General features: G+C 71.8%; 21 protein-coding genes. 11 read left to right on the top strand and 10 right to left on the bottom strand.

The features are described 5' to 3' along the window. From FK498_RS04110 to glp, 8 genes are all read left to right on the top strand, one after another. A partial coding sequence (locus FK498_RS04110) for a DUF3306 domain-containing protein (RefSeq protein ID WP_141851806.1) occupies positions 1–583 on the top strand: 583 nt, incomplete at its 5' end. A 129-nt stretch (positions 584–712) separates the two neighbouring features. Further along, entirely contained in the window at positions 713–1,324 is a 612-nt protein-coding gene (locus FK498_RS04105; protein WP_141851804.1) for a molecular chaperone, read from the top strand. Positions 1,325–1,364: 40 nt separating this feature from the next. Beyond that, complete coding sequence (locus FK498_RS04100; protein WP_141851802.1) at positions 1,365–1,571, top strand: hypothetical protein; 207 nt, start codon at positions 1,365–1,367, stop codon at positions 1,569–1,571. A gap of 24 nt (positions 1,572–1,595) precedes the next feature. Continuing rightward, the gene (locus FK498_RS04095; RefSeq protein ID WP_141851800.1) at positions 1,596–4,532 is read left to right on the top strand and encodes a formate dehydrogenase subunit alpha; all 2,937 of its coding nucleotides are present in this window, start codon (positions 1,596–1,598) and stop codon (positions 4,530–4,532) included. 23 nt (positions 4,533–4,555) lie between these two features. After that, complete coding sequence (fdh3B, locus tag FK498_RS04090) at positions 4,556–5,152, top strand: formate dehydrogenase FDH3 subunit beta (RefSeq protein WP_141851798.1); 597 nt, start codon at positions 4,556–4,558, stop codon at positions 5,150–5,152. A 73-nt stretch (positions 5,153–5,225) separates the two neighbouring features. Then, the gene (locus FK498_RS04085) at positions 5,226–6,254 is read left to right on the top strand and encodes a formate dehydrogenase subunit gamma (protein WP_237560824.1); all 1,029 of its coding nucleotides are present in this window, start codon (positions 5,226–5,228) and stop codon (positions 6,252–6,254) included. 61 nt (positions 6,255–6,315) lie between these two features. Further along, positions 6,316–6,834, top strand: coding sequence for a molybdopterin-guanine dinucleotide biosynthesis protein B (mobB, locus tag FK498_RS04080; RefSeq protein WP_141851794.1), 519 nt, complete (start codon positions 6,316–6,318; stop codon positions 6,832–6,834). 5 nt (positions 6,835–6,839) lie between these two features. Then, complete coding sequence (gene glp, locus FK498_RS04075) at positions 6,840–8,096, top strand: gephyrin-like molybdotransferase Glp (RefSeq protein WP_141851792.1); 1,257 nt, start codon at positions 6,840–6,842, stop codon at positions 8,094–8,096. A 6-nt stretch (positions 8,097–8,102) separates the two neighbouring features. Here glp and FK498_RS20095 read toward each other — a convergent pair whose 3' ends face one another. The 3 genes from FK498_RS20095 to FK498_RS04065 form a co-directional block, all read right to left on the bottom strand. Then, positions 8,103–8,228, bottom strand: a complete 126-nt coding sequence (locus tag FK498_RS20095; RefSeq protein WP_255581470.1) for a hypothetical protein — start codon at positions 8,226–8,228, stop codon at positions 8,103–8,105. Positions 8,229–8,302: 74 nt separating this feature from the next. Continuing rightward, a complete protein-coding gene (gene mobA / locus FK498_RS04070) occupies positions 8,303–8,938 on the bottom strand; it encodes a molybdenum cofactor guanylyltransferase MobA (RefSeq protein WP_370510873.1) in 636 nt (211 codons plus the stop codon). Beyond that, positions 8,925–9,809, bottom strand: a complete 885-nt coding sequence (locus FK498_RS04065; protein ID WP_141851788.1) for a formate dehydrogenase accessory sulfurtransferase FdhD — start codon at positions 9,807–9,809, stop codon at positions 8,925–8,927. Before FK498_RS04065 ends, mobA begins: the two co-directional genes overlap by 14 nt. Before the next feature lie 52 nt (positions 9,810–9,861). Between FK498_RS04065 and FK498_RS04060 the strand changes: the two genes are divergently transcribed. Further along, positions 9,862–10,644 (top strand): SDR family NAD(P)-dependent oxidoreductase, encoded by a 783-nt coding sequence (locus tag FK498_RS04060; RefSeq protein ID WP_141851786.1) that lies wholly within the window; start codon positions 9,862–9,864, stop codon positions 10,642–10,644. Positions 10,645–10,763: 119 nt separating this feature from the next. Then, a complete protein-coding gene (locus FK498_RS04055; RefSeq protein ID WP_141851784.1) occupies positions 10,764–11,264 on the top strand; it encodes a SufE family protein in 501 nt (166 codons plus the stop codon). Here the strand turns inward: FK498_RS04055 and FK498_RS04050 are convergent. The 7 genes from FK498_RS04050 to FK498_RS04020 form a co-directional block, all read right to left on the bottom strand. Continuing rightward, positions 11,252–12,160, bottom strand: coding sequence for a sugar phosphate isomerase/epimerase (locus FK498_RS04050; RefSeq protein ID WP_161988304.1), 909 nt, complete (start codon positions 12,158–12,160; stop codon positions 11,252–11,254). The genes FK498_RS04055 and FK498_RS04050 overlap by 13 nt on opposite strands. 29 nt (positions 12,161–12,189) lie before the next feature. Beyond that, positions 12,190–14,013: an ATP-dependent zinc metalloprotease FtsH gene (gene ftsH, locus FK498_RS04045; protein ID WP_141851780.1), complete on the bottom strand. Its 1,824-nt coding sequence runs from the start codon at positions 14,011–14,013 to the stop codon at positions 12,190–12,192. Positions 14,014–14,119: 106 nt separating this feature from the next. Next, on the bottom strand, positions 14,120–14,791 hold the full coding sequence (locus FK498_RS04040) for an RraA family protein (RefSeq protein WP_141851778.1): 672 nt from the start codon (positions 14,789–14,791) through the stop codon (positions 14,120–14,122). A gap of 11 nt (positions 14,792–14,802) precedes the next feature. After that, positions 14,803–15,576, bottom strand: a complete 774-nt coding sequence (locus FK498_RS04035; RefSeq protein WP_141851776.1) for an ABC transporter permease — start codon at positions 15,574–15,576, stop codon at positions 14,803–14,805. After that, positions 15,576–16,418 carry an ABC transporter permease gene (locus FK498_RS04030; protein WP_141851774.1) on the bottom strand — a complete coding sequence of 281 codons (843 nt, stop codon included), beginning with the start codon at positions 16,416–16,418 and terminating at the stop codon, positions 15,576–15,578. The genes FK498_RS04035 and FK498_RS04030 overlap by 1 nt, the downstream gene beginning before the upstream one ends. After that, positions 16,415–17,443, bottom strand: coding sequence for an ABC transporter ATP-binding protein (locus FK498_RS04025; protein ID WP_141851772.1), 1,029 nt, complete (start codon positions 17,441–17,443; stop codon positions 16,415–16,417). Before FK498_RS04025 ends, FK498_RS04030 begins: the two co-directional genes overlap by 4 nt. Positions 17,444–17,451: 8 nt before the next feature. Further along, the gene (locus tag FK498_RS04020; RefSeq protein WP_141851770.1) at positions 17,452–18,501 is read right to left on the bottom strand and encodes an ABC transporter substrate-binding protein; all 1,050 of its coding nucleotides are present in this window, start codon (positions 18,499–18,501) and stop codon (positions 17,452–17,454) included. Between the two features lie 111 nt (positions 18,502–18,612). Between FK498_RS04020 and FK498_RS04015 the strand changes: the two genes are divergently transcribed. Continuing rightward, complete coding sequence (locus FK498_RS04015) at positions 18,613–20,028, top strand: MATE family efflux transporter (protein ID WP_141851768.1); 1,416 nt, start codon at positions 18,613–18,615, stop codon at positions 20,026–20,028. Positions 20,029–20,039 lie beyond the last annotated feature (11 nt).

Genomic DNA, 20,039 nt, shown 5'->3' with positions numbered 1-20,039 from the left:
CGCGGCGCCGGCCGAGCCGCCTGCCGAGGCGCCGCCGGCCGAGACCCCCTTGCCGCCGCCGGAAGGCGCGGCGGCCGCAGCCGAGGAGGCGGTGGACCTCAGCGCCCTGCCGCGCATCGAGGACCTCACGGCGGAGAGCGACATCACCGCCTTCCTGCGCAAGGGCGTGCCGGTCGGCCTGCGCAACGCCGCGCTCAGGCGCGTCTGGTCGCTCGATCCGGCGATCCGCGACTTCATCGGTCCGGTGGACTACGGCTGGGACTGGAACACGCCCGGCGGCGTGCCCGACTTCGTGGACGGGATCGGCGAGGGGCCGGAGATCCGTGCGCTCGCGGAGAGGCTGTTCTCGCCCGCACCGCGTCCGGCTGCGGCGGAGCGGGCGGCGGCGGGCGCGCCCGAGTCCGAATCGGACGAATCGGAGCCGGGCCGGCTTGCCGACGGCCAGGCCGTGGCATCGGCACCTGCGGAACTCCCAGCGGCTGCCGCGCCGGCCGCTGCCGACCCGCGGGCCGCAACCGCGACGGAGGAGCAGGCGCCGCCGCCGCCTTCCCGTCCGCGCCACGGCGGCGCCATGCCGGTCTGATACCCTTCCCCATCCGCCCGCGACCCAACGCCAATGTGCTTGGAAAGGCCCGAGATCCTGTCATAGAGTTGGCGGCAAGACGGGTGTCCGGAAAGCGGACGGACACGACGGACGGAGCGTTCGGGAACGGTGGACGTCGGGATCCATCCTGCGGCGTCTGGTCTGGATCGCGAGACCGAAGTGGGCCGTGCGCGCGTCTACGCGCTGCTCGGCCTGCTGCTCGCGCGCCCGGCGGATGCCGGGCTGCTCGGCCGGATTGGCGCGCTCGGCGGGGACGGGACGCGTCTCGGCGAAGCGCTCGACGCGCTCGCGGCGGCGGCGCGCGAGGCGCGAGCGGAGACGGTGGAACGCGAGTTCCACGACCTCTTCATCGGCCTCGGCCGCGGCGAGCTCCTGCCCTATGCCAGCTACTACCTGACCGGGTTCCTGCACGAGCGGCCGCTCGCCAAGCTGCGCGGCGACCTGGCTGCGCTCGGGATCACCCGCGCCGAAGGCGTCGCCGAACCCGAGGACCACATCGCGATGCTCTGCGAGGTGATGGCGGGGCTGATCGAGGGCAGCCTCGGCGACGGCGCGCCCGGCCAGGACCGGCGTTTCTTCGAGCGCCATATCGGCCCGTGGGCGGAACGGTTCTTCGGTGACCTCGAGGAGGCCCGGGCGGCGCGGTTCTACCGCGCGGTCGGCCGGCTGGGGCGCGCGTTCATCGCGATCGAAACGGAGGCCTTCGCGCTGCCGGCGTAAGGCCGGCGCGTGACGGAGGGTTGGAAAGGGAGCGACGGGAATGACGAAGCAGACGAACGAGGCCGGGGCACGCCGGCGCTTCCTGCGCACGCTCGGCGCCGCCGGCGCCGCGGCGGCGACGCTGCCGATCGCCGGGGCGACGGGCGCAGCCGCGCGCGAGAGCCGGGAGGAGGCCCGCAAGGCCCGCTACCAGGCGAACTCGGCGCATGTGCAGGCCTTCTATCGCACCAACCGCTACGAGCGCTGAGGCGGGAGACAGGGAGGAAGTCCGATGCTGATCAAGCGCAGTGACGCAAGCCGGGCCCGCGGCGGTCTCGCCCAGGCCTTCGCATCCTTCTCCGCCGGCGCGCTCGACCGGCGCGCCTTCCTGCGCCGCTCCGGCGTCGCCGCGGGCGGGCTCGCCGCGGTCGCCGGGCTCGCGGCCGGCACGGTGAAGCGCGCCGAGGCCGGGCCGATGCAGCCCGGCGTGCCGGTGGAGGTGCGCAGGAACATCTGCACGCATTGCTCGGTCGGCTGCACGGTGGTCGCCGAGGTGCAGAACGGCGTCTGGGTCGGCCAGGAGCCGGCCTGGGACAGCCCGATCAACCGGGGCACGCACTGCGCCAAGGGCGCATCGGTGCGCGAACTCGTGCATGGCGACCGCCGGCTGAAGTACCCGATGAAGCTGGCCGGCGGGCAGTGGCAACGGATCTCGTGGGATCAGGCGATCAACGAGATCGGCGACCGCATGCTGAAGATCCGCGAGGAGGCGGGGCCGGACGGGATCTTCTTCCTCGGCTCGGCCAAGTTCTCGAACGAGGGCGCCTACCTGTTCCGCAAGTTCGCGGCGTTCTGGGGCACCAACAACGTCGACCACCAGGCGCGCATCTGCCACTCGACCACGGTGGCGGGGGTGGCCAACACCTGGGGCTACGGCGCGCAGACCAACTCCTACAACGACATCCGCAACTCCAAGACCATCGTCATCATGGGCGGCAACCCCGCCGAGGCGCACCCGGTCAGCCTGCAGCACCTGCTGCAGGGCAAGGAGAAGAACCGCGCCAACTTCGTCGTGATCGAGCCGCGCTTCACCCGCACGGCCGCGCACGCGACCGAGTATGTGCGCATCCGCCCCGGCACCGACATCCCGACCCTCTGGGGCATCCTCTGGCACATCTTCGAGAACGGCTGGGAGGACAAGGAGTTCATCCGCCAGCGGGTGTACGGCATGGACGACGTCCGCAAGGAAGTCGCGAAGTGGACCCCGGACGAGGTAGAGCGCGTCACCGGCGTGCCGGGCGCGCAGCTCCGCAAGGTGGCGGAGATGTTCGCCAAGCAGAAGCCGGCCACGCTCGTCTGGTGCATGGGCATGACGCAGAAGACGGTCGGCACGGCGAACGTGCGCGCCGCCTGCATCCTGCTGCTCGCCACCGGCAACGTGGGCGCGCCCGGCACCGGGGCGAACATCTTCCGCGGCCACTGCAACGTGCAGGGTGCCACCGATCTCGGCGTCGACAACACCACGCTGCCGCTCTACTACGGGCTCGACGAGGGCGCCTGGCGGCACTGGGGCCGGGTCTGGAACGTCTCGTACGAGTATCTGCGTGACCGCTTCGGCAAGGCCGGCGCGGACGAGGCGGCGCGCAAGAAGCTGATGGAGACGGCGGGCATCACCTCGACCCGCTATCTCGACGCCACGCTGCTGCCCGAGGGCGAGCTGCGCGACCAGCCGAACCTGCGCGGCATGGTGGTGTTCGGCCACGGCGGCAACACGGTCACCCGCATGCCGGAGGCGGCCAAGGCGCTCGCCAAGCTCGACCTTCTGGTGGTCGCCGATCCGCATCCCACCACCTTCGCGGTGCTGGCCGAACGGCGCGAGGGCACCTACCTGCTGCCGATCTGCACGCAGTTCGAGTGCTCCGGCAGCCGCACCGCCTCGAACCGTTCGCTGCAGTGGGGCGAACAGATCGTCAAGCCGATCTTCGAGAGCAGGAACGACTACGAGGTGCTCTACCGGCTCGCCGAGAAGCTCGGCTTCGCCTCCGAGATGTTCAAGAACATCGAGGTGAAGGGCAAGGAGCCGGTGGCCGAGAGCGTCCTGCGCGAGATCAACGCCGGCGGCTGGTCGACCGGCTATTGCGGCCAGTCGCCCGAGCGGCTGAAGGCGCATATGCGCCACCAGAAGCACTTCGACCTGGTGACGCTGCGCGCCGGGCCGGACGCGCCCGAGGAGGTGCGCGGCGACTACTACGGGCTGCCCTGGCCCTGCTGGGGCAAGCCCGAGTACCGCCATCCGGGCACGCACCAGCTCTACAACACCAATCTGCACGTCAAGGATGGCGGCGGCACGTTCCGCGCGCGCTTCGGCGTCGAGCACAACGGCCAGACCCTGCTCGCCGAGGGCAGCTACTCCAAGGGCTCGGAGATCCAGGACGGCTATCCGCAGTTCACCTACGGCGTGCTGAAGAGACTCGGCTGGGACAAGGATCTCACCCAGGCCGAGCTGGAGACGATCCTGCGCATCGGCGGCAACAACCCCGATACGGTCTCCTGGGCGACCGACCTCTCGGGCGGCATCCAGCGGGTCGCGCTCGAGCACGGCTGCATCCCGTTCGGCAACGGCAAGGCGCGGGCGAATGCCTGGAACCTGCCCGATCCGATCCCGGTGCACCGCGAGCCGATCTACACGCCGCGGCCCGATCTGGTGGCGAAGTATCCGACCCGCGACAACTTCGTCGCCCACCGCGTGCCGAACATCGGCCACACGGTCCAGAAGCAGGCGGTCGAGCGCAACATCGCGCGCGACTTCCCCCTGGTGATCAGCTCCGGCCGCCTGGTCGAGTACGAGGGCGGCGGCGAGGAGACGCGCTCGAACAAGTGGCTCGCCGAGCTCCAGCAGGAGAGCTTCATCGAGATCAATCCGGCGGACGCGGCGGAGCGCAACATCGTCGACGGCGCCTGGGTGCTGGTGCAGGGGCCGGAGATGCCGCGCGACCGGTTCATCCGCGTCAAGGCGCTGGTCACCGAACGCGTCGGCCGCGGCGTGGTGTGGATGCCGTTCCACTTCGCCGGCCACTTCATGCAGGAGGATCAGCGCGGCAAGTATCCGCCGGGCACCGACCCGATCGTGCTCGGCGAGAGCGTGAACACGGTCACGACCTACGGCTACGACCCGGTCACCTCGATGCAGGAGGCCAAATGCACGCTCTGCCAGGTGCGGGCGGCGTGAAGGGCTAGGGAGGAGAGAGCATCATGGCCCGCATGAAGTTCCTCTGCGACGCGGACCGTTGCATCGAGTGCAATGCCTGCGTCACGGCGTGCAAGAACGAGCACGAGGTGCCCTGGGGCATCAACCGCCGGCGCGTCGTCACGATCAACGACGGCAAGCCGGGCGAGCGCTCGATCTCGATGGCGTGCATGCACTGCACCGACGCGCCTTGCGCGGCGGTCTGCCCGGTCGACTGCTTCTACACCACGGCCGACGGGGTGGTGCTGCACTCCAAGGATCTGTGCATCGGCTGCGGCTACTGCTTCTACGCCTGCCCGTTCGGGGCGCCGCAGTATCCGCGGCTCGGCAACTTCGGCAGCCGCGGCAAGATGGACAAGTGCACCTACTGCGCCGGCGGTCCGGAAGCCGACAGCACGCCTGCCGAATATGCGAAGTACGGCTCGAACCGCCTCGCCGAGGGCAAGCTGCCGCTCTGCGCCGAGATGTGCTCGACCAAGGCCCTGCTCGCCGGCGACGGCGACATCATCGCCCAGATCTACGCCGAGCGCGTGACCACGCGCGGCTACGGTTCGGGCGCGTGGGGCTGGCGCACGGCCTACAAGGACATGGTCGCGGGCTGAGGCCCGGGCCGGAGCGAGGGCGGCGGGGCGTCCCCCCGCCGCCGGCATTCTTCCCGCGGGAGGACACCGGATGATGGGCATCAGGACCCGGCTGCGCACGGCCCTCGTCGCGCTGGTGCTGGGGGTCGGGATCGGTCTCGCGGCCGCGACGGCGACTGCGCCGGAGGCGGCCGCACAGCAGCAGCCCGCCGCGCCGCCGGCGGCAACCGAACAGATGCTGTTCAACTACCTCCAGGGCAACGTGCAAGGCCGCGTCACCATCCCCGATCGGCGCGCGGCCACGCTGATCCAGCCCGCAGGCCGCGACTTCCAGGACTTCTGGCGCTCCACCATGAAGTGGATCGGCGGCATCGCCATCCTCGGGATGCTGGCGGTGCTGGCGATCTTCTACCTGGTGCGCGGCACGATCCGCATCGAGGCCGGCCCCTCGGGGCGCACCATCCAGCGCTTCAACGGGGTCGAGCGCTTCGCGCACTGGCTCACCGCCTCGACCTTCATCGTGCTCGGCATCACCGGGCTCAACATCACCTTCGGGCGCGAGCTGCTGCTGCCGCTGATCGGGCCCGACGCCTTCACCGCGTGGTCGGAGCTCGCCAAGGTCGCGCACAACTACCTGTCCTTCCCCTTCACCCTCGGCGTCGCGCTGATGCTGGTGCTCTGGATCAAGGACAACCTGCCCTCCGCGACCGATGCGCGCTGGTTCGCCGAGGGCGGCGGGCTGATCGGCCATGGCCATCCGCCGGCGCGCAAGTTCAACGCGGGACAGAAGCTGATCTTCTGGTCGGTGGTGCTGGGCGGTGCCGCGATCGCGGTCACCGGCTACATCATGATGTTCCCGTTCCAGTTCTGGGCCACCGACATCGCCGGCATGCAGCTTGCCATCCAGTTGCACGGCATCATCGCGCTGGTGATGATCGCGATCATCCTCGCCCATATCTATATCGGCTCGCTCGGCATGGAGGGCGCCTTCGCCGCCATGGGCACGGGCCGGGTCGATCTCAACTGGGCGAAGGAGCACCACAGCCTGTGGGTGGACGAGATGATGAGCGGCGGGCGCGCCGCCGCGGCGCCGCCGGGGGCCCGCAGCGCCGGCGCCGACTGATCCGCGCAGGCGCCGGGAGGAACGGCCGGCGGGCCCTGTCCGCCGGCCGTTGTGTTGCGCCGTGAAGGTGTTCGGCATCACCGGCTGGTCGGGCTCGGGCAAGACCACGCTGCTCGTGCGCCTGATCCCGGCGCTGGTCGCGCGCGGCCTCACCGTCTCCACCGTGAAGCATGCGCATCACGGCTTCGACGTCGATCGGCCGGGCAAGGACAGCTACGAGCACCGTCGCGCGGGCGCCACCGAGGTGCTGATCGGCTCGGCCAATCGCTGGGCGCTGATGCACGAGCTGCGCGGCGTACCCGAGCCCAGCCTGCCGGAGCTGCTGGCGCGGATGAGCCCGGTCGATCTCGTCCTGGTCGAGGGCTTCAAGCGCAACCCGCACCCGAAGCTCGAGGTCTGGCGCGCGGTCACCGGCAAGGCGCCGCTCTACCCCGAGGATCCGCAGATCCTCGCGGTCGCCTCGGACGGCGAGATGCCCGGCTGCCCGCTGCCGCGCTTCGGCCTCGACGACGTCGAGGCGATCGCCGGCTTCGTGCTGCGCGCGGTCGGCATCGGGCTGCCCGCGCGCGCGGCGGGCTGACGCGCGTGGCCCAGCTCTCGGACGACTGCTTCGCCTTTGGGGCCGCGCTCCTGCCGGTGGATGTGGCGGTCGCGGAACTGCGCGTGCGTCTCGGGCCGGTCACCGGCATCGAGCAGGTGCCGCTGCATGCGGCGGTCGGGCGCATCCTCGCCGAGGACCTGGTGGCGCCGGTCGACCTGCCGCCCTTCGCCAACAGCGCGGTGGACGGCTACGCGCTGCGCCACGCCGACCTCGCGCCCGACGCCGAGACCATCCTGCGGGTGGGCGGGCGTGTGCCGGCCGGGGGGGCGCTCGCCCGGCCGATCCGGCCGGGCGAGGCGATCCGCATCTTCACCGGCGCACCCATGCCCGAGGGCGCGGACACGGTGATGATGCAGGAGGACGCCGTGCTGCTGCCCGATGGCCGCGTGCGGTTGCCGGCCGGACTCAAGCGCGGGGCGAATGCGCGCTCGGCCGGCGAGGACGTGCGCGCGGGCGCGACCGCGCTGCCGGCGGGGCGGCTCTTGCGTCCCCAGGATGTCGGCATGGCGGCCGCCCTTGGGCGCGACACGCTCGCGGTGCGCACGCGGCTGCGCGTGGCGCTGTTCTCCACCGGCGACGAGCTTGCACCGCCGGGCGCGCCCCTGCCGCCGCTGAAGGTGTACGACAGCAACCGCTTCACCCTGCACGCCGCGCTGACACGGCTCGGCTGCGCCGTGACCGATCTCGGCATCCTGCCGGACTCGCGCGCCGCGGTCGCCGAGGCGCTCGCTGCGGCCGCGCCGGCGCATGACCTCCTGCTGACCTCGGGCGGCGTCTCCACCGGCGAGGAGGACCACGTCAAGGCCGCGGTGGAGGCGGCCGGGTCGCTGTTCTTCTGGCGTCTCGCGATCAAGCCCGGCCGGCCGGTCGCCCTCGGCCAGGTCGGCGGAACCGCCTTCGCCGGGCTGCCGGGCAACCCGGTGGCGGTGGTGGTCACCTTCGTGCACATCGTCCGCCCGCTCGCGCTGCTGCTCGCGGGCGGGGCAGCGCCGCCGCCGCTCCGCTTCCCGGTGCGCGCGGGGTTCCGCTACCGCAAGAAGGCCGGGCGGCGGGAGTATGTGCGCGCAAGTCTCGCCACCGGCGCGGACGGCGTCCCCGAGGCGCGCAACTTCCCGCGCGAAGGCGCCGGCCTGCTCTCCTCGCTCGTGGAGACCGACGGTCTGGTGGAGCTCGGCGAGACGACGACCACCCTCGCGCCCGGCGAGACGGTCGCGTTCCTGCCGTTCAGCGAGCTGCTGTAGCCGGCGTCAGAGGCGCACGCTCGAGGTGGAGAACGCGTTCTGCGCGTTCTGCTGGAACTGATTGTCCAGCACGTACCACCCGCCCACCGCGAGTGCCACGGCGACGATCACGGCGACGATGAAGGCTTTCATGGCTGGCCCATCGCTCCCTTGCCCTGCCGCATGTCATGGGACGTTCCGCGAGGAATTTCAAGCCTCTGTGCAGGCTACGGGTCGGCATGGGCGGCGAGCAGCGCCTCCGCCTCGGCGAGGTCCTCGGGTGTGTTGGCGTTGAAGAAGGGATCGACGGGTGTGGCTTCCCAGTCGGCGCAGGCGATGCCGTGGCGCGCGGTCCAGCGGTCGATCTTGCGCTCGTTCTCCACTGTCAGCGCGCGGCGCAGATCGGCCCGCAAGGCCACCGGCCAGAGCCCGACGGGCGGGTGGGTCCGGCCGCCCGAGCGCGCGCAGGCGAGGGGGACGTTCGCGGCCCTGCGCGCGGCGTGCAGCCGGGCCACGAGGTCGCGCGGCAGGAACGGACAGTCGGTCGGCGCGCTCGCCACCCATTCGATGGCGGATAGTTCGCGCGCGGCCCAGTCGAGCGCGGCGAGCACGCCCGCGAGCGGGCCCGCGAAGCCCGGCACGTCGTCCGGCACCACCGGCAGGCCGAGAAAGGCAAGTCGGGCGGGATCGCCGTTCGCGTTGACGATGAGCCCGGCGCATTGCGGGCCGAGCCGGGCGATCACGCGGGCGATGATCGTCTCGCCGCCGATCCGCTTCAGCCCCTTGTCGCCGCCGCCCATGCGCCGCGCGAGCCCGCCGGCGAGCAGGACGCCGAGCGTGGGCGGGTGCTCACGCGTCGTCACGCGATCCCTTGCGCCGGTGCTTCGCACTCTCCTCCTCGACATGGGCGGGGTCGAGGTCGAAGACGATGCGGTGCTCGCCCGAGAGGGCGAGGAAGCGCTTGCCGCGCGCGCGTCCGATCAGTGTCAGCCCGGCCTGGCGCGCGAGCTCCACCCCCCAGGCGGTGAAGCCCGACCGGCTCACCAGGATCGGAATGCCCATCTGCACGGTCTTGATCACCATCTCGGAGGTGAGCCTGCCGGTGGTGTAGAAGATCTTGTCCGCCGGATCGATCTTGTATCGAAACATGTAGCCGGCGATCTTGTCCACCGCGTTGTGCCGGCCGACATCCTCCATGTAGACGAGCGGCCGGTCCTCGCGGCAGAGCACGCAGCCGTGGATGGCGCCGGCCTCGAGATAGAGGCTGGGCATGGTGTTGATCGCGTGGGTGAGGCGGTAGAGCCAGGAGGTGCGCAGCTCCGCCTCGGGCAGCCGCACGCGTTCGAAGCGCTCCATCAGGTCGCCGAACGCGGTGCCCTGGGCGCAGCCCGAGGTGAGCGTCTTCTTCCTGAGCTTCTCCTGGTAGTCGGTCGTGCGCGCGGTGCGCACCACCACCACCTCGAGCTCGGCGTCGTACTCGACGCCCGTCACCTCGTCGTCCGGGCGCAGCATGTTCTGGTTCAGGAGGTAGCCGAGCGCGAGATACTCCGGGTAGTCGCCGATCGTCATCATCGTGACGATCTCCTGCCCGTTCAGGAACAGCGTCAGCGGCCGCTCCACGGTGACGCTGGTCTCCACCGGCGCGCCCGTGTGGTCGATCCCGCGCACGCGCCGGGTCAGGCGCGGATCGGCGGGATCCGGGACGATCGGCGGCGCCTCCGCGGTGGTGTCCATGCCGCGAACATGCGACTCTGGCGCATACGGTTCAAGCATCGGGGGAGACGTCATGGCGGATCGGCTGCTCGGGAAGGTCGCGCTGGTGACGGGCGGCGCTTCGGGCATCGGCCGGGCGATCGCGCTGCGCTTCGCGCGCGAGGGCGCGATCGTGGTGATCGCGGACATCACTGAGACGGTCCGGGAGGGTGGTGAGCCGACCCGCTCGGTGCTCGAGCGCGAGGGGCGTGCGGTGCTGTTCCACCGCACCGACGTCGCAGCGGAAGCGGATGCCGAGGCGGCGGTGGCCTTGGCCGTGGAGCGCTTCGGCCGCCTCGACATCCTGGTCAACAATGCGATCGGCGGCACGCGCGGCGGCCGGCTGACCGACACGACGCTCGATCAGTGGAACGAAACCCTCGCGGTCGGTCTGACCGGCGTGTTCCTGATGAGCCGCGCCGCCGTGCGCCAGATGCTGACCCAGGCGGCGAACGAGGACGGCGTGCGCGGACGCATCGTCAACATCGGCAGCCAGCACGGCATGGTCGCCGCGCCCGAGGACGTCGCCTACGGCGTGGCCAAGGCGGGCACGAACTACATCACGCGCCAGATCGCGGTCGACTATGCCAAGGAGGGGATCGTCTGCAACGCGGTGGCGCCGGGCAAGATCCTGACGGGCAAGACCGGCCGCGCGGTGGAGCCGCGCTGGCTCGACTACTCGCGCGCACGCACGCCCTGGCCGCGGCTCGGCCGCAGCGAGGACGTCGCCAATGCCGCGCTGTTCCTCGCCTCCGACGAGGCGACCTACATCACCGGCGAGGTGCTGATGGTGGACGGCGGCTGGATGGCGTACTGAGCATGGGGTGGACGGTCGGCATGCGGCGCCGCGTGCCCTGCGGGGGGCCGGTCCGCCGACGCGGGCACGCGGGACGGGAAAGCACTTGAGCGCGTGCCGAGAACCGCCATCTTCGCCGCATGGACGCTCCCTACGTCACGCCCGCCGAAGCCAGTGCGGCCGAGGCCATCGCCGCGCTGAAGGAGGAGCTCGCCTTCTTCGAGGACTGGCTGGACCGCTACGAGCAGGTGATCGACTGGGGCCGCGCCCTGCCGGCCTTTCCGGCCGCGTGGCGGGAGCCGTCGCGCAGGGTCGAAGGCTGCCAGAGCCAGGTCTGGCTCGATTCCCGTATGGCCGACGGGCGGCTCTGGCTCGCCGGCGCCTCGGACGCCGCGATCGTCCAGGGCCTGGTCGCGATGCTGCTGCGCATCTACTCGGGCCGCACCCCGGAGGAAATCCTCGCAGCCGATGCCGGCGGCTTCCTCAAGGAGATGGACCTGATCGGCAACCTCTCGGCCAATCGCGGCAACGGCGTTGCCGCGCTGATCCGCCGCATCTGCGCGCTCGCCGCAGCCGCCGCAGCGCCTCACGCGTCGGCGGCCGGCCCCTCGACCGCGGCCGCGGGGCATCAGGCCGCCTGACGCGCCGTTCCCACTCTCGCCGCGAGGCGCCGCAGCGCCGCCGCGGTCTCGGGCACGAAGCGGAAGAACCTCTCCGAGAGCTCGTAGATCATCACGGTCCCGGCCCGCGGCGCGAAGCCGGCGAGGAGCCGCTCCAGGGGGATGTCGCCCCAGCCGGGCGGGGCATGCAGGTCGCCGGTCCCGTAGGCGAGCTTCTCGCCGGTTCCCGGCAGGCGGATCGTGTCGAGGCGCCCGCACTGGTCCTGCAGGTGCAGATGCACCACATGCGGCGCCATCGCCGCGATGCTGGCGGCGAGATCCTGCTGCTTCGCCGTCGCCATCATCGCCGCATGGCCGATGTCGAGTGTGGCGCCGACATTCGGATGCCCGACCGCCTCGACCTGCGCGGCGATGCCCCAGGCATCGTGCGTCTCCGGGATGTGCGGCAGGGGCGGCAGGTTCTCGAAGGCGAGCATCACGCCGTGCCGCGCGGCCACATCGCCGAGCGCGCGCAGCGCCTCGACCTCCATCCGCTTGCGCCGCTCGACCTCCGCCGGCGCGAGGCCGTGCTCCCAGACGCCGCCATGCACCACCAGCACGGTCGCGCCGAGCGCCGCCGTCGCCTCGATCATCGCCCGGCACACGGCGACGTGCAGATCGTGATGCGCCGCATCCATCAGGTTCATGCCGAGGGGGCCGTGCGCCGTGTAGCGCAGCGGGAAGCGCCGCAGCACCGCCGCCAGCCGCTCCACCTCCGGCCCGTTCACCCGCCCGGCATGCACGGCGAGGCTGTTCTGCAGGGAGATCTCGGCCGCGGTGCAGCCGGACTCGGCGAACAGCGCGAGTTCGCGTTCGAGGGCGGCCGGCTCGCAGGGGCCCTCGGTCGAGAGCCCGTAGGCGACGATGGTCTCGGTCATGCTCGGCTCCGCCGGCGCGCTGTGCATCCTCAGGATGACGTGCCTGCGGCGCCGCGGGAAGCGGTCGGCGGCGGCAGATCCTCCGGCCCGAGCGTCTCGCGCTCGAGCAGCCGCTCCGCCAGCCGGTCGAGCTCGGTCCGCCGCTCGGCCAGGATGGCCCTCGCGCGCGCATGCGCCTCGGCGACCAGATCCTTCACCGCCAGGTCGATCTCGCGCGCGGTCGCCTCCGAGAAGCGCCGCCCGCCCCCCTCGATCGGCAAGCCGAGGAAGCGGCTGGTCTCGGTCTCGTAGGCGACCTCGCCCAGGCGGTCGACCATGCCGTAGCGCGTCACCATGCCGCGCGCGATCTCGGTCGCGCGCATCAGGTCGTCCTGCGCGCCGGTGGAGACCTCGCCGAACACGAGGTCCTCGGCCGCACGGCCGCCCAGCAGCACGGCCATGCGCGTCTTCAGCTCGCGCTCGGTCAGCAGGAAGCGGTCCTCGGTCGGCCGCTGCAGCGTGTAGCCGAGCGCGCCGACGCCGCGCGGGATGATCGAGACCTTGTGCACCGGATCCGCGCCGGGGATCGACAGCGCGACCAGCGCATGGCCGAGTTCGTGATAGGCGACGCGCCGGCGCTCCTCCTCGTTCATCAGCCGCGACCGCCGCTCGATCCCGGCGACGATGCGCTCCACCGCCACGGTGAAGTCGTCCATGGTGATCGCGCCGCGCTTCGCCCGCGTCGCGGCGAGTGCGGCCTCGTTGACAAGATTGGCGATGTCGGCGCCGGTGAAGCCGGGGGTCAGGGCGGCGATCTGGTCGAGATCGACATCCGGTGCGAGCTTCACCTTGCGCACATGCACGGCGAGGATGTCGCGCCTGCCCTTGCGGTCCGGCCGGTCGATCGCGACCTGGCGGTCGAAGCGCCCGGCGCGGGTCAGCGCCGGATCGAGGATCTCCGGCCGGTTGGTGGCGGCGAGCACGATGATCCCGACCGAGGGATCGAAGCCGTCGAGCTCGACCAGGAGCTGGTTCAGCGTCTGCTCCTTCTCGTCGTAGCCGCCGCTGACGGGGCCTGCCGTGCGGGCCCGGCCGAGCGCGTCGAGCTCGTCGATGAAGATGATGCAAGGGGCGGCCTTGCGCGCCTGCTCGAAGAGGTCGCGCACCCGCGCGGCACCGACGCCCACGAACATCTCGACGAACTCGGAGCCGGAGATCGAGAAGAACGGCACGCCCGCCTCGCCGGCCACCGCGCGCGCCAGCAGCGTCTTGCCGGTGCCGGGGGGGCCGACCAGCAGCACGCCCTTGGGCGGCCGCGCGCCGAGCTGTCCCGATGCTTCAGGGTCCTTCAGGAAGGCGACGATCTCCTCGAGCTCCGCCTTGGCCTCGTCGGCGCCGGCGACATCGGCGAAGGTCACGCCGGTGTTCTTCTCGACATAGACCTTCGCCTTCGACTTGCCGATGGTCATCATGCCACCGAAGCCGGCCTTGTCGGCGAAGCGGCGGATCAGGAAGAACCACAACCCGAAGAACACCAGCGCGGGAACGACCCAGGACAGCAGCGTCGTCAGGAACGTGCTCTGCACCGCGCCGGTGAAGGTCACGCCGCCTTGGACCAGGTCCTCCGCCAGGGACTCGTCGACGCGCTGGGTGACGAAGAAGGGCCGTCCCTGCTGCGGCTCCTTGAAACGGCCGGTGATGGTGGTCGGACCGACCACCGCCTCCGCCACCTTGCCTTCGGCGACCAGGCGCTTGAACTCGGAATAGGGGATGGTCTCGGTCTGGCGGGCTGCCTGGAAGAAGTCCTGGATCACCAGGACCGCGAACACCGCAGCAAGCAGGTACCAGAGATTGATCTGGGTCTTCTTCTCCAAGGCCCGCTCCCGATGCCGTGACGGTCCGGTTCACGTGACGCATTCGCCGCCACGGCGCAAGCCGGATTCCGTGGCGCTGCGACCGCGCGCCCGGGCGAGGCTCCACTCAGCCGCCGAGCGCGGCCTTCACCTTCGCCGTGGCGCCCGAGAGGTCGCCCAGCTTGGCCCCGGCCCTCACCTTCTCCTGGCTCGCGAGCCCGCGCGCCTGGCGCGCGATCGCCGCCTCCGCCTCGTCCTCGGCCTCCTCGCGCGGCAGCACCAGCACGCCCGACTCGTCGGCCAGGATCACGTCCCCCGGCATCACCGCGACGCCGCCGCAGGAGACCGGCTTGTTGAGCCGCCCGCCGAGGTCGTAGAGCCGCGTGGTGATGGGCGCCAGGCCGCGGCACCAGACCGGGAAGTCGCTGTCGCGGATCTCGGTGAGGTCGGTGCAGGGGCCGTCGACGATCCCGGCCTTCGCGCCGGCGGCCTTGGCCGCGACCGTCACGCCGCCGCCCCAGCAGGCGTGGCGGTCGTCGCCCAGCCGGTCGACCACCAGCACGTCGCCCGGGCGCAGGAGGCCGAGCGCATGGTGCAGCAGCGTCGAGTCGGGGCCCGGGATCGCGAGCGTGACCGCCACGCCGGCGATGCGCTTCTCGCGCAGGAGCGGCTGGATGCCGCGATCCATGAAGCCCCAGTGGCGCCAGTGGCCGACCGTGGCGGTCTCGACCTGTTCCAGCTTCGCCACGAGCGCCGCGGGCAGCGGCTCCGGCATCGGCCCGATCTCGTACTTCGGCATCGTTGCTCTCCCTAGCGTCCCACGGCGCGCATGAACCCGAGCAGCCGCTCGACCAGCAGCACGATGGCGAGCGAGAAGACGATCAGCACCACCGCGAGCGCGGCGACCAGCGGGTCGGTGTTGCCCTCGACGTAGCGGTACATCGCGACCGGCAGGGTGGAGAGGCGCGGGCCGGCGATGAAGAGCGAGATCACCACCTCGTCGAAGCTGATCAGGAAGGTGAGCGCGCCCGAGGCGATCAGGCCCGGCAGCGCGAGCGGCAGGGTGACGCGGCGGACGACCGTGAGCGGCGGCGCGCCGAGTGTCGCGGCCGCATCCTCCAGATCGGCCGGCAGGGTGGCGAGCGCAGTCGCCATGATGCGCACCACGAAGGGCAGCGTCACGGCGAGATGGGCGATCGCCAGCCCCGGCCACGTGGCGGCGAGGCCGAAGGGGAAGAAGACGAGCAGGATCCCGAGGCCGAGCACCAGCGTCGGCAGGAGGAGCGGCGCGGTGAGCGCGCTGAATACCGCCTCGCGGCCCGGGAAGCGCAGCCGCGCGATCGCATAGGCCGCAGGCACGCCGATCGCGAGCGCGAGCAGGGTGACGACGCTCGCCAGGATCGCGCTCCGCTGCATCGCGCCCATCAGCCCCTCGTGCTGCCAGAGTGCGACGAACCAGCGCAGCGAGAGCCCGGGCGGCGGGAAGGTCAGGAAGCGGTCGGAGGAGAAGGCGATCGCGAAGACGAACACGCCGGGCGCGAGCAGGAAGGCATAGCCGCAGAACACGAGCGCGCGGAACAGCATCAGTGCGCGATCCTGCGGGTGAGCGCCGTGTAGGCGGCAAGCACCAGCAGCAGAAGCGCCAGCGCGTACATCGCCAGCGCCGCCGCGGCGGGCCAGTCGACGGATTCGAGGGCGAGGTCGTAGATCTCGGTCGCGAGCACGAACACCCGTCCGCCGCCGAGCAGGCGCGGGGTGACGAAGGCGCTCATCGCGAGGACGAAGCCGATCAGCCAGCCGAGCACCACGCCGGGCAGCGAGAGCGGCAGGGTGATGCGCAGGAACACGCGCCAGGGCGGCGCGCCGAGCGTGGCCGCCGCCTCCTCGACGCTGCGGTCGAGCCGGCCGAAGCCGGCGAGCAGCGACAGGATCACGTAGGGCATGACGCTCTCGGTCAGCCCGATCGCCACCCCGTCCCAGTTGTTGATCAGCGGCACCGGCCGCTCGACCAGGCCGAGCCCGATCAGCGCCGCGTTCACGAGCCCCTGGTCGCCCAGCACGACCAGCCAGCCGACCACGCGCGCCACCCCCGAGACCATCAGCGGTGCCACCGCGAGGATCGCGAGCAGCGGGCGGAAGCGGCTCCTGGTCCGGAACAGGAACAGCGCGATCGGATAGCCGAGCAGCACCGCGCCGGTGCTCGCCGTGGCGGCAAGCCGGAAGGAGTTCGCGGTCAGCGCCCAGGTGAAGTCGTCGGCGAACAGCGTCGCGTAGCTGTCGAGCGCGACCGCCTCCACCATCGCGCCCGAGCCTTCGGAGATGTTGAGCGAGATGCGGAACAGCCAAGCGATCGGCAGCACGAACACCAGCGACAGCGCGACGAGCGCCGGGGCGAGCAGCAGCCAGGGCAGGAGGCGCGGCGTCATGCCCGGACCGGGAACACCAGCGTGTCGGCCGCCGCCCAGGCGAGGCCGACCGGCGCGCCGGGGCCGAGGCCGCGCCATTCGGGCGCGGCGCCCGAGACCTCGGCCGCGAGCCGGCCGAGCGGCGTCTCCACCTCCACCTGCACGACGTCGCCGATATAGGTGATGCGCCGCACCGTGCCGTCCGCGCGGTTCTCCGCGCCGCGCGGATCGGCGCCGTCGCGCAGGATGCGCACGCGGTGCGGCCGCACCATCGCGACATGGCCCGATGGCAGCCTCCCGCGCACGGTCGCGACCGGTGCGGCGATCCTGTTCATCCGGCCGAGGAAGCCGGCGACGAAGGGCGTCTCCGGCCGCTCGTACACCTCCTCCGGCGTGCCGATCTGCTCGATGCGTCCCTCGCGCATCACCGCCACCCGGTCGCAGATCGCCAGCGCCTCGGTCTGGTCATGCGTGACGAACACCGCCGTGATGCCGGCCGCGCGCTGGATGTCGCGGATCTCGCCGCGCATCTCCTCGCGCAGCTTGGCGTCGAGGTTGGAGAGGCACTCGTCGAGCAGCAGCAGGCTGGGGCGGATCGCGATCGCGCGCGCGAGTGCGACGCGCTGCTGCTGCCCGCCGGAGAGTTCGCGCGGGCGGCGATGGCCCAGCTCCTCGAGCCGCACCAGCCTGAGCGCCTCGGCCACGCGCCGGTCGCGCTCGGCGCGCGGCAGTCCGCGCATCTCCAGCCCGAAGCCGACATTGCCGGCGGCCGTCATGTGCGGGAAGAGGGCGTAGGACTGGAACACGAGACCGATGTCGCGACGGTGCACCGGCAGGGCGGTGATGTCGTGCCCGCCGAGGCGGACCGTGCCGGCATCGGGCGGCACCAGCCCGGCGACGATGCGCAAGGTGGTCGTCTTGCCGCAGCCGGAGGGGCCGAGCAGGGCGAGGAACTCGCCCTCGGCGACGGCGAGATCGAGCGCGTCCACGGCCGGCGGGCCCTCGCCGTAGCGCTTGCTCAGGCCCGCGAGCGCAAGCTCCGCCACGGGTCCGGTCAGCGCGCGCCGGCGGCGATCACCTCGCGGCGCCAGCGGTTGTTCCAGGCGTCGCGCAGCCGCACGATGTCGTTCCAGTCGAGCGGGATGACGCGGTCGCGATAGCGTGGATCGACGGCGGTGCGCGCCAGCGCCTCAGGCTTCGGTGCGGCCCTGGCGTTCGTCGGCCCGTAGAACATGCGGTCGGTGAACGCGGCCTGCGCCTCGGCGCTGAGCGCGTGGCTGACGAAGGCGCGGGCGGCCGCGCGGTTCGGCCCGTTCGCGACCACGTTGATCGTGTTGATCTGGAACGCGGTACCCTCCTCGGGGAGCATCACGCCGATCCGCCCGTTCGACTGGTCGTGGTAGAGCTGGGCGCGCGCGTTCCAGCCGGTGGCGAAGGTCACCTGGTCGTTCAGGATCAGGCTGTAGCCGTCCGGGGTCGGGTTGAAGGTCTGCACCAGCGGCGCGAGTTCGCGCAGCCTGGCGATCGCGCGGTCGACGCCCCGGCGGTAGTCGCCGCCTTCCATCCGCTCGACGATCGCGGTCAGCACCAGCCCCTGGATGTTCGGCGGCGCCGAGACCGAGAGCCGGCCGCGCCACCTCTCGTCCCACAGCGCCTTCAGGCTGGTCGGCGGCGGGGTGACCTTGGTGCTGTCGTAGACGATCACGAAATGGTCGAAGGTGACGGCCGGCCCGCACTCGCCGCCGGCCTCGCGCGCGAGCGGGACGAGCTCGTCCAGCACCGGCATCTCGGCGGGGGTGAGCTTCTCCACGAGCCCCTCGCGGCAGGCGATCGCGGCGGTGGTGGTGTCCATGATGACGACGTCGGTCTGCGGCGAGGAGCGCTGGCTGCGCAGGAGGCCGAGCATCTGCGAGGACGTGCCGGGGCCGAAATACGTCACCTCGAGGCCGGGATGCCTCGCCTTGAACGGATCGATCACGACGGCGGTGTAGTTGTCCTGGAAGATGCCGGAATAGGCCATCAGCGTCATGGTGCCGGAAGGCTGGGCTGCGGCGGATCCGGCCGACAGCGCGGCAAGGGCGGAGGCGAGGGCCAGCTTTCGCATCGTCGCGATCTCCCGTCGGATTGGCAGGCCGACGATCTTGCGCGGCCGCTGGCGGGCTGTCGAGGCCGCCGCGATGGCGCGCAACACCTTCCCTCGGCTATAGCGGGAGGCATGACGACGACCGCGCTGCCCGTCCGCGCGGCGGCGGGCGGCGCTTGGCTGGCCGAGATCCGGGCCACGCTCGCGCTCGCCTGGCCGATCGCGCTGACCAATCTCTCGCAGATGGCGATGGGTATCACCGATGCGGCGATGCTCGGCAACTACGACGCGGTGGCGCTCGCCGCCTCGGCGATCGGGCTTGCGCTCTACTGGACGTTCGCGATCGCCGGGCTCGGGCTCGCCTTCGGCACCGCACCCTTGATGGCACAGGCGCTCGGGCGGCGGCGCCATGCGGTGCGCGACGTGCGGCGTTCGGCGCGGATGGGGCTCTGGGCGACAGCGGGATTCGCCCTGCCGGCGAGCCTCGTGCTCTGGCAGGCCGAGGCGATCCTGCTGCTGCTCGGCCAGGAAGCGGCGATCGCGGCGCCGGCGGGACTCTATGTGCGCACGCTGCTGCCGGGGCTCCTGCCGTTCTGGTGGTTCATGGTGCTGCGCAGCTTCGTCTCCGCGCTCGAACGGCCGAAGCCCGCGCTGGTCGCGACCATGCTCGCGATCCCGCTGAACGGGCTGCTCGACTGGCTGTTCATCTTCGGCCGGTTCGGCCTGCCCGAACTCGGCATCGTCGGCGCCGGACTCGCGAGCGCGGCCTCGATGACGACGATGATGGCGCTGCTGCTCGGGGTCTGCGTGACGGATCGTCAGTTCCGCCGCTACGCCCTCCTGGGCCGGCTGTGGCGGCTCGATCGCGCGCGCATGGCGGAACTGCTGCGTGTCTCGCTGCCGATCGTCGGCGCGCTGCTGTTCGAGGTGATGGTGTTCAACGCGGCCGTGCTGCTGGTCGGCTGGATCGACGCGGTGTCGGTGGCCGCGCACGCGATCGCCATCCAGTGCGCGAGCCTCACCTTCATGGTGCCGATGGGGATCAGCCAGGCGGCGACGGTACGGGTGGGGCTCGCGGCAGGGGCGTGCGACCGCGCGGGCGTGGGCCGGGCGGGCTGGACCGCGCTGGCGCTGGGCGGGACGTTCATGGGCGCGATGGCGCTGGTGTTCCTCGCGCTCCCCCGCCCGATCGTCGCGCTGTTCCTCGATCCGGCGCTGCCGGCGGCGGGCGAGGTCGCCGCGCTCGCGGCGCGGCTGCTGATGGTGGCGGGGCTCTTCCAGGTGGTCGACGGGATGCAGGTGATCGGCGCAGGTGCGCTGCGCGGACTGAAGGACACGCGTGTGCCGATGCTCTACGCCGGGCTCGGCTACTGGGTGCTCGGCCTGCCGTTCGGTGCGGCTCTGGCCTTCGGTGCCGGCATCGGCGCGATCGGGATCTGGTTCGGGCTGGCCTTCGGACTCGCCGTGGTCGCCGTGCTCCTGGTGCTGCGGTGGTCGCGGCGCGAGGTTCTCGGGATAGGAGGTGCGGGGGGAAAGGGGGCCGCCTGAGCCGCTTCGCT

This window comes from Elioraea sp. Yellowstone (assembly GCF_006704265.1).
GTDB lineage: Bacteria > Pseudomonadota > Alphaproteobacteria > Acetobacterales > Acetobacteraceae > Elioraea.
This window is presented reverse-complemented; position numbering and strand designations above follow the sequence as displayed.